This window comes from Streptomyces sp. NPDC021100 (assembly GCF_044333095.1).
GTDB lineage: Bacteria > Actinomycetota > Actinomycetes > Streptomycetales > Streptomycetaceae > Streptomyces.
In genome coordinates this window covers 44,243-53,691 of sequence record NZ_JBIRQH010000006.1, presented here as the reverse complement: position 1 = coordinate 53,691, position 9,449 = coordinate 44,243, and the positions used below count along the sequence as shown (strand labels likewise).

Genomic DNA, 9,449 nt, shown 5'->3' with positions numbered 1-9,449 from the left:
GGGTGCGTCCGGTGGCTCGTCCGTCGAGCGGTGGAGGAGGGGCCCGCCGGACGACCCTCCAGACGCTCCAGACGCTCTGGAACCACCGGCCCCCGTCGTCAACCGCCGTATGACGACCGCGAGTCGCGCCCCGCTCGCGCCCAGCCCGTGCACGAGTTCCTGGACCGCCGGGAGGAGGGACTGGGTCACGTAGGCCAGCGCGCCGACGAAGGCGCCGGGGGTGGTGCCGTGGTCCAGGAGCCAGGGGGCCAGGACCAGGAGCAGGATCACCGGGAGGCGGCCCGCGAGGGTCAGGGCGGCGACGCGGACGAGAGACCAGCGGGCCAGGGCGCGGGCCGCGTCGCGTTCGGCGTCGACGAGGGCGCCGGTCGCGGCGGCGACGCGCCGCTCCGCGCCGCCCGCCGTGATGTCCCGCAGCCCGCGCGCCACGTCGCCGAGGGAGCGCGCTAGCGCCTCGTCCGCCACCAGCACAGCCTCTTGGCGGCGGGCCAGGACCCGTAGCGTCACCAGGAACAGCAGCAGCCCCAGGAGCAGCGGCGGCACCACGGCCAGCAGCAGGGCGGGCGCCAGGGCGCACAGCCCGGCCAGCGCGCCGCCGGCCGTGAAGACGAACGAACGGGAGACCATCACCAGCCCGGCGAACGTGTCGCGGGCGATCTCCACCTGGTGGGTGAGGCGGGAGACCGCCGCGCCGTCGCCGTCCACGAGGGCCCGGCCGACCACGCGCCGGACGAGGCCGTCGCGCAGCGGCTCCACCAGGTCGGCGGTGGCCCGGTAGGTGCGCCCGGTGCCGTACGCCCCGGCGAGGACGGCGAGCGCCGCCAGGCCGAGCCAGCCGAGGCCTGTGGCCGCCCGGCCGGCGAGGAACCCCCGGTCCAGGGCCCGGGCCAGCGCGAAGCCCAGGGCGAAGGTGTGCCCCGCCTCCAGCACCGACCAGCAGGCCAGCCGGGCCAGGGCACCCCGCCGGGCGGCGAGGAACCGCAGCCCCTGCCGGGCGGTCGACGGCGTACGGCCCGGCTCAGGCACCGAACACCGCCCGGTACTCGGGCAGCCGCCACAGCTCCGCGTGCGGCCCGGCCGCCCGCACCCGGCCGTCGTCGAGCCAGACGACGCGGTCCGCGCGGGCGGCCGTCGACGCGCGGTGGGCGACGATCAGCCGGGTGCGGGCGGCGACGTCGTGCAGCAGCGCGCGGCCGACCTCGCGTTCGGTGGGGGAGTCCAGGCTGGAGGTGGCGTCGTCGAGCACGAGGACGCGTTCCGCGTGCGCGAACGCCCGGGCCAGGCCCAGGCGTTGGGCCTCGCCGCCGGACAGGGGGGCCGCCGCGCACGGCGTCGCGTACCCCTCCGGCAGCCGGCGGACGAAGCCGTCCGCGCAGGCCGCGCGGGCCGCGGCGGTGACCGCCTCGTGCCCCGGATCGGCCGCGCCGAACGCGATCGTGCCGCCGATCGTGCCCCCGAGGAGGGCCGGCCGCTCGAAGGCGTAGCCGACGGAGTGCCGCAGCGCGTCGTGGCTCAGTTCCGGCAGCGGGACGCCGTCCAGCGCGACCGTCCCGGCGTCCGGGTCGGCGAGCCGGCCGGCGAGCGCGGCCAGCACCGACTTGCCGGTGCCGGACCGGCCCACGACGGCCACCGAAGTGCCGCCCGGGACGGTGAGATCGACGTCGCACAGGACGATCCGGTCGCCGCGTACGGCGGTGACGCCGCGCAGTTCCAGGGTGCCGTCACCGGGCGGCGCCGCCCGGGGCCCGTACGCCGGGGCGGGGACGGCCAGCACCTCGGCCAGCCGGCGGGCGGCGGCCCGGGCGCGTACCAGCCCGCTCAACTGCCCGACGAGCATGCCCACTCCGGTGGCCAGCACCGCGTACCGGGAGGCGGCCAGTACGTCGCCCACGCTGATCCTCCCCTGGGACAGCCGCAGGCCGGCGACGGCGAGGACGGCGATCTGGAGCAGCGGCACGAGGGTGACGGCCCGGGCGGCGGCCCGGCCCTGGACGCGCCAGACCCGGTGCCCCTGCCGCGACAGTCCGCTCAACGGCCGCAGGACCCGGGCGCGTTCGCGGCCGGCCGTGCCCGCGGCGGCGATGGTCCTCGCCCCCGTCAGGGCCTCGGCCAGCCGCCCCGCGATGTCGCCCTGGAGCCGCTGGTAGCGGGCGGCGCAGTCGGTGGAGGCGCGGGCGAACGCGCGCAGCAGGAGGACGAGCAGGGGCGCGCCCGCCAGGAACGCGGCGGCGAGCCAGGGGTCGATGAGGGCCAGGGCGACGACGGCGCCCAGCGGTGCGGCCAGCGACGCCACGGCCGCGGCGAGCGCGCCGGGCGCGGCGCCCGCGTCGGCGGTGTTGCCGACGAGTCGGGTCACCAGGTCTCCGGGCGGGGCGTCGGCGGTGGCGCGTGGGCCGGTGGCCAGGATGTGGCGGAGGAGACGGTGGCGCAGCCAGGCGGTGGAGCGGGCGGCGGTGGTGCCCGTCAGGAGGTCGGCCAGGGCGTCGAGGGCGGCGGGTACGGCCAGGAGCGCGGCGCACAGCGCCACTTGGCGGGTGGCCGTGGCGTCGCGAGCCAGCAGGAGGTCCACGGCGTGGCCGAGGGTGGCGGGGAGGAGGAGGGCGGCTCCCGCCGAGGTGAGGGAGAGCAGGGTGAGGGTGGCGGCTCGGGTCGCGCCGTGCCGCGTGGTGGCCAGCAGGAGCCGGTCGCCGGGCGTCATGGGATCACCGTCTTCGCGGTCGGGGTGGGTGGGGGCCCCGGTCCCGCCCTTTCACCGTTTCTTGCGGGGGCGAGCCCCCGCACCCCCGAAGCACGCTGCGCGCGCTGTCCTCAAACTCCCCCAGAGGGGGCACCCCCAACGGGCTGACCCAGCCCGTCCGGCGTTTGAGGACAAAGGGTCTGGGGCGCAACCCCAAGAAACGGTGAAAGGGCGGGACCGGGGCACCCCCACCATGACGGCCGGACCCCGGCCGGCCCCCGCTGAGGAGGACCGGCCGGGGTCTCAGACCCGTCGCGTCACAGACAGACGAGAACGCTCGCCGCGCTGACGCAGGAGAGCAGGCTCACCGTGCTCTGCCCGCCGCCGCCGTGCAGCTCGTCGGACTCCATGTTCTGCAGGTCGAGAAGCGCCATGATCATGTCCTTTCTCGGGGACTGTCGGTGCTGTGCTACGGCCCCGCCGAGCGGCGGTGCCGGGTTCAGGGGCCCGTGACCGGGCGGTCGCCCGGGAGGGGCGGGAGGAACGGCAGGTGGGCCGGGCGGTCGCCGAGGGCGGCGGTCAGGGCCAGCAGGCAGCCGGCCGTTCCGGTGGCGAGGTCCATGGAGAGCCGCATCATCTGGTGGCCGGGGAAGGCGAGTTCGCCCCGGTAGCCCATGGCGTACCAGTTCAGGGCGTCCACCTGCGCGGCCACCAGCCCGGGGGTGGCGCCGGGGGCGGTGGTGCGGGCGAGGTGCAGGATCATGCCGGCACGGCCCTGGAACAGGCCCGGCTGGGCGTAGAAGCGGGCCCGGGCCGCGGCCAGGATGCCGTCTCGGGCGGCGGCCAGGGCCGGATCGGGTTCCCCGCCGGTCGCCGCGAGGAAGTCGTCGAGGACCATCCCGATGCCCGCGCTCCCGTCCCCGACGTACGGCATGGTCCGCCGGCCCTCGTCGACCTCCAGCGTTCCGTTGCCGGTGGTGACGCAGCGGGCGAGATCCGCGCGGAGTGCCCGGCCGGCCAGGTCCAGCAGGTCGGGCGCGCCCGTCCGGTCGTACAGCCGGAGGAAGAGGAGGGCGGGGCCGGTCGCGCCGCGCAGCAGTCCGGCGCGGCGGCCGCCCGCCGCCTCGCCGGAGGCGTCGGCGGTGAGGCGGTCGGCGAGGATCTGGGCGGCCCGCAGGGCGTGGTCGCGCAGGGCGGTGTTCCCGGTGGTGCCGGCGAGGTGGTCGAGGAGGAGTCCGAGTCCGGACAGGCCGCCGCTCAGATCGGCGGAGAGCTGGGGCCAGTTCTCGCGCAGGACCGCCTCGGTGAGGTCGAGGGCGCGCCCGGTGTGGCCGAGCCGGTCGAGGACGAGGGCGGCGCCGGCGACGCCGTCGTACAGGCCGAGCGGGGTGCCGGGCGGCAGCGGGTCGGTGTGGTCGAGGAGCCACTGTTCGCCCGCCTCGTAGCGGGGCGCGCCCGCTTCTGCGAGGGCGTACAGCACTCCGGCCGCGCCGTGGGCCAGGCCGAGTCCGCCGCCGTCGCCGAACTGGGCGATGTCGCCCGGGAAGAGGCGGTCGTCGCGCTCGGGCGTGGCGGAGGCGAGGAGCGCGCGGACCATGGAGTCGCGGCTCGCGGGCCAGTCGGCCGGGCGGGGCGGCCGGGCCGGGGAGCGTGGCGCCGGGGTGGCCGCCGTGTCCCGGGTGATCTCCGCGACCGCCTCGTCCAGGAACTCCCGCGGCACGCCCGGGAACTGGGCGGTGATCACCTCGGCGAGATGCACGGCGTGCTCGCGGTCGATGACGAAGAGCGTGGTGACCGGCAGGAACAGGGCCAGCCGCAGGCACGCCAGCGCGTATCGGTCGACGTCCCGGCCCCGGCGGTCCGGCGGTGCGAAGAAGCCGGGGTGGGCGACGACCTGCCGGCCGTGCTCGCTCGCCGGTGCGGCGGCCTCGAAGTCGATGAGGGTGACCGACCGTTCGTCGGGCGCCACCATGATGTTGAACATATGCAGGTCGTTGAAGACGACCCCGCGTGCGTGGAGGGCCTCGACGGCCTCCTCCACCGCCCGGTGGATCCGCAGCGCCCACGCGGTGTACGCGGCGACGGCGGCCGGGTCCGGCTCGGCGGAGAGCAGCGGATGGCGTTCGGCGAAGAAGGAGTTGAGCGGTCTGCCCTCGACGAAGTCCATCACCAGGAAGCTGTGCTCGCCGAGCGTGAACCAGTCGCGCAGCCCGGGCGCGGCGTCCAGGCCCGCGAGCCGCTCCAGCGCGTCGCGCTCGCGCTCCAGCCGGGCGACGGCGTCCGCCCCGTCGTTGGCGAGCCCGGCGTGCGGCCGGCCCTCCTTGAGGACGACCTTCCGCCCGTCGCGGGTGTCGGTGCCGCGGTAGACGCCGCCGCCGTTGGAGAAGTGCAGCGCCTTCTCGATGCGGTACGGCAGGTCGGCCACCGTGGTGGCGTTGCGGGCCGACAGGTGGGGTGCGAGGAACGCCGGGAGGGTGACCCAGGACGGCACCCGGAACGCCGGGTCCCGCGAGTCCGGGACGAGCCGGCCCGTGCCGTCCTCGATCGCCGGGACGAGCGTGCCGCGCTCGTCGACGCAGAAGCGGCGGGCGAACGCGCCGTACCGGACGTAGAGCGGGCCCGCGTTCCAGCGGAGGTCGGTGAGGATGTACGGCCCGGGCCGGCCGCCGAGGACCGCGTCCAGCTCCTCCAGCGTCGTGCGCAGCTGTTCCTCGTCCGCCGGGTAGACGGTGACGAACTTGCCGCTGTGGTCGCGGCCCGCGTACTTGGTGTTGCGCAGGTGCAGCAGGTGCGGCCCGGGGACGAACTTGAACGGGATGCCCCGGGGCACGCAGTAGTCCCAGACGTCGGCCGCCGTCTTGTCCGCCGTGCCGGCGGTCGCGGAGACGTGGATCTTCCAGCCCTGGAGCGGCTGCCCGGGGAGCGGCCCGCCGTCCGGGCCCGCCGGGAAGAGGTTCAGCCAGTCGCCGCTGCGGGCGGTGGCCCAGCCGTCCGGCACCGGCCGCCGGGCGGTCTCGAACAGGCCGTCCTCCGTGGCGGTTCCGGCGAGGGCGGGCAGACGGTCCGGGGTCTCGTAGAAGTGCCGGTCGGCCAGGCTGTAGACCTCGTACCGCTTGTCCATGCGATCCCCCTCGGCACCTCGGCTGCGATGCGTCGAGATTTCCACGCCGGGGGGAGCCGGACCAGTCACACGTGTCACCAACGGGCCGTGCGAAACGCATGGTGGAGGATGTCATTCCAGGGGGAGGATGTCATTCCAGGGTCGTTCCAGGATTTACTCCAAGGCCACGGTCACGGTCTTCGGCCGCTGGTACTCGGCCAGCGCCAGCACGCTCAGATCGGTGCCCTGACCGGACTGCCGCCGTCCGCCGTGCGGGAGTTCGGCCGTCTGCTCCAGGTGGCAGTTGACCCACACCTCGCCCGCGTCCAGCGCGCCCGCCAGCCGCAGCACGACGTGCACCGACGCGCCCCACACGCTCGCCGCGAGCGCGTGCGGCATGCCGTTGGCGGTGCGCACCAGCGCCTCCTCGTCCGGCACGGCCTGGACGGTGAGCACCGGGCCGAACACCTCCTCGCACACGGCCGGATCGTCGTCCGGCAGGCCGGCGAGGACCGTCGCCGGCCGCCAATAGCCGTCCCGCTCGCCCTCGGCGGGCGCGACGGGCCCCACGTGCCGGACGCCGGCCCGGCTCGCCGCCAGCAGTCCGTCGAACCGCTTGAGCTGCTCGGGGTTGTTCAGCGGCCCGAAGTCCGCCCCCGCCCGCCGGGCGGCCAGCGCCCCGGCCAGCCCGGCCACCGTCCGCTCGTAGCAGGAGCGCGGGGTGAGCACCCGGGCCGGGGCCGCGCAGGACTGGCCCGCGTTGTACACACAGGCGTCGGCCAGCCGCTCCCAGGTGTACGCGGGGGCGTCCGGCAGCACCAACGCCGGGCAGTTGCCGCCCAGTTCGAGGCTGACCCGGCGCACCCCGGCGCGGGCCGCCACGTCCAGCCCGCCCGCCCGGCTGCCGGTGAACGCGATGGCGTCCACGCCCTCGTGCCCCACGAGCAGCCGGCCGGTCTCCCGGCCGCCGGGCAGCGCGGTCAGCACGCCCGGCCCCAGCTCCTCGTGGGCGTGCCGGGCGGCCAGCAGGGCGCTGTCCGGCGTCGTCTCCGCCGGCTTGACGACGACCGTGTTGCCGGCCGCCAGCGCCGGGGCGAACCGCCAGACCGCCATCAGCAGCGGGTAGTTCCACGGCACCACCGCCGCGACCACACCCAGTGGCTCCCAGCGGACCCAGCTCTCCCGGCCCGGCAGCCGGTGGCCCCCGGCCGGGGCGAGGTCCGCGCGGGCCGCGCCGGCGTAGAAGCGGATGAGGTCGGCGCACTGCGCCACTTCGGCGGCTGCGTCGGCGAACGGCTTGCCCGTGCCCGCTCGTTCGGCCGCCGCGTATTCGCCGGCCGCGTCCTCCATTCGCGTCGCGAACCGGAGCAGTCGGCGGGCGCGTTCCCTGGCCGTCAGGCCGGACCAGCCGGGGAGGGCTCGGCGCGCGGCGGCCACGGCGGCTTCGGCGGACTCGGCCGTGCCGGGGCCGCCGGACGCGGCCGGGTGGGGGCGGGGGTGGCCGGTGCGGGGGTCGGTGAGCACTCGGGTCTCCTTGTCCGTGCGGGCCGGGGGCGGCGCGGGGTCCGTTGGAGTCGCCCCGGTCCCGCCCTTTCACCGTTTCTCGCGGGGGCCAGCCCCCGCACCCCGAAACCGCGCTCCGCGCGGTTGTCCTCAGACGCCGGACGGGCTGACGGGCGCTGTCCTCAAACGCCGGACGGGCCGGGGGGACACGCCGCCACGATCGCGTCGGTGATCGCCGTCCACAGGTCGGCCCGCGCGTGCAGGGCCGAACGCACCGCGTCCGCGCACCGCTTCCACTTCCCCGCGTCGTCCCCGCACACATCGACGAGCATGTGCATCGCCATCGGCGTGTGCTCGTCCGCGTCGACCTCGATGTGCCGCTCCAGGTAGTCCCGGAACCGGGCCAGCCGCCCGTCCGCGTCCTCGATGCGCACCACCTGCTCGAACATCTCCGGGATCAAATCCTCGCGCCCGAACGCGAACACCGCCGCCTGGCAGTGCACGGGCGCCGTCTCCAGCACCGTCCAGGTGCCCTCGACGAACCGGGCCGACGGCTCCGGCACCCGCGCCGTGCGCAGCGCCTCGGACACCGGCGTGCCGGACCGCAGCTCCCGGACGAACGCGTCGACGGGCCCGATGTCCGCGCCCACGTCGTCCATCGCGGCCCGGTAGAGCTCGAAGTGGCTGATGAAGCCGTCGCCGTACGCGTCGCTCTCCTCCACGAGCGTGATCTCGTTGATCAGCCGGCGGCTGGCCACCGGGCCGCGCGGCACCCAGGGCACCTCCACACAGGTCAGCTGCCGCTGCAGACTGGTGAGGAGGGACATGAAGTCCCAGACGGCGAACACGTGGTGCTCCATGAAGATCCGCGCCGCCTCCGGGGTGGTGACGCTGTGGTACATCGGGTGGGCGAGGACGCCCTTGCGGGCGGGTTCGATCTCCGCCCTGAGCGCGGTCAGTCCCGGGTGGGTGACCTGGGTGTGGTAACGGGAGGTGGCCATGGACGGCTCCTGGGGCCGGGAGAGGTGTCGGGTGGTCCGGTCAGCGCCGGGTCGGGTCCGGGACCGCGCAGTCGTGGCAGGGGCAGTGCGCGCACCCCACGTCGTGCAGGTAGGCGGGCAGCTGGGACTTCATGTCGCAGATGAGGCAATGCAGGTTGCCGATCTCGCTCAGCACCTCCTCGTAGACCACGACCTCCATCCGCCGCTCGGACTCCACCGGCATGTGCGGGGCGCCGATGGCCAGCAGCACATGGTCCGAGATCGCGCCGACGGCGTGCGACACGGCCCCCTCGACCAGGTAGATCTGGCCCGCCTCGGTGGGGTGGACGCGCCCGTTGTAGGTGATGGTGCCGAGACCGCCCAGGACCACCAGGACGTGATGGCCGGGGTGGGTGTGCGGCGGGAAGCCGGCCCCGGCCGGCAGCCGGATGACGTCCGCCCCGAGCGCGCCGTTGCTCACCAGCCCGAGACCGGTGGCGTCCGCGCCGTGCATGTGCACCGGCCGCTCGCCGTGCGGGATGTGCAGCGAGGTGGCCAGGTCGCCGATCTGCGCGTTGGCCCACCGGATGATGGACAGGTCGTCGGCATCGGAACGCGCCATCGTCACGCCTCCGCCCGTTCGGTGAAGTAGTCGGCGTTGACGGCCGTGAAGTGCGTCCACTCTTCCGGCAGTTCCTCTTCACGGAAGATCGCGTCCACCGGGCAGACGGTGGCGCACAGGTCGCAGTCGACGCAGCGGGCGGGGTCGATGTAGAACTGCGGCGCCTCCGCCTCCGCGCCCTCGATGCAGTCGACGGGACAGACGTCCACGCAGGCGCCGTCCTTGACGTCGATACACGGCTCGGTGATCACGTACGTCACGTGCTTCCCTCCTCCTCCGGATTCGCCGTGCCGTCCGCCGGCACGGGCCGGACGGCCAGGTCGGCGCAGTGCGGACCGCGCACCCGGTGGCCGGTGCGCAGGTCGAAGGTGGCCCCGTGCCAGGGGCACTCCAGGAACGTGCCGGTCACCAGCCCGGCCGCGAGCGGCGCGCCGCGGTGCGGGCAGCGCGCCGGGACCCGGACCGTCCGGTCGCCCAGGCGCACCACACACCCCTTGCCGTCCGGCAGCGCCTCGACCACCGCCGGGGCCGCCTCGTCGCGGCCCGCCGCCGTCTCGCCCCTCACCC

Annotated in this window: 8 protein-coding genes and 1 pseudogene; all 9 read right to left on the bottom strand. The window is 75.7% G+C overall.

Features of this window, described 5'->3' with window-relative positions; translation table 11 throughout:
- A pseudogene (locus tag ACH4PU_RS14030) lies at nucleotides 1-1,026 on the bottom strand (ABC transporter ATP-binding protein); the annotation flags it as partial.
- Entirely contained in the window at nucleotides 1,019-2,698 is a 1,680-nt protein-coding gene (locus tag ACH4PU_RS14025; RefSeq protein WP_398271030.1) for an ABC transporter ATP-binding protein, read from the bottom strand. The pseudogene ACH4PU_RS14030 and the gene ACH4PU_RS14025, both read right to left, overlap by 8 nt.
- 296 nt (nucleotides 2,699-2,994) lie before the next feature.
- Nucleotides 2,995-3,111 carry a SapB/AmfS family lanthipeptide gene (locus tag ACH4PU_RS14020; protein ID WP_185942012.1) on the bottom strand — a complete coding sequence of 39 codons (117 nt, stop codon included), beginning with the start codon at nucleotides 3,109-3,111 and terminating at the stop codon, nucleotides 2,995-2,997.
- A gap of 65 nt (nucleotides 3,112-3,176) precedes the next feature.
- On the bottom strand, nucleotides 3,177-5,798 hold the full coding sequence (gene lanKC, locus ACH4PU_RS14015) for a class III lanthionine synthetase LanKC (RefSeq protein ID WP_398271026.1): 2,622 nt from the start codon (nucleotides 5,796-5,798) through the stop codon (nucleotides 3,177-3,179).
- 153 nt (nucleotides 5,799-5,951) lie between these two features.
- Entirely contained in the window at nucleotides 5,952-7,301 is a 1,350-nt protein-coding gene (locus ACH4PU_RS14010; RefSeq protein WP_398271023.1) for an aldehyde dehydrogenase family protein, read from the bottom strand.
- Between the two features lie 161 nt (nucleotides 7,302-7,462).
- Nucleotides 7,463-8,281 (bottom strand): DUF3050 domain-containing protein, encoded by an 819-nt coding sequence (locus tag ACH4PU_RS14005; RefSeq protein WP_398271021.1) that lies wholly within the window; start codon nucleotides 8,279-8,281, stop codon nucleotides 7,463-7,465.
- A gap of 40 nt (nucleotides 8,282-8,321) precedes the next feature.
- On the bottom strand, nucleotides 8,322-8,882 hold the full coding sequence (locus ACH4PU_RS14000) for a cupin domain-containing protein (RefSeq protein ID WP_398271018.1): 561 nt from the start codon (nucleotides 8,880-8,882) through the stop codon (nucleotides 8,322-8,324).
- A gap of 2 nt (nucleotides 8,883-8,884) precedes the next feature.
- Nucleotides 8,885-9,142, bottom strand: a complete 258-nt coding sequence (locus ACH4PU_RS13995; RefSeq protein ID WP_398271015.1) for a ferredoxin family protein — start codon at nucleotides 9,140-9,142, stop codon at nucleotides 8,885-8,887.
- Entirely contained in the window at nucleotides 9,139-9,447 is a 309-nt protein-coding gene (locus ACH4PU_RS13990; RefSeq protein WP_398271012.1) for a Rieske (2Fe-2S) protein, read from the bottom strand. Before ACH4PU_RS13990 ends, ACH4PU_RS13995 begins: the two co-directional genes overlap by 4 nt.
- Nucleotides 9,448-9,449: the final 2 nt, after the last annotated feature.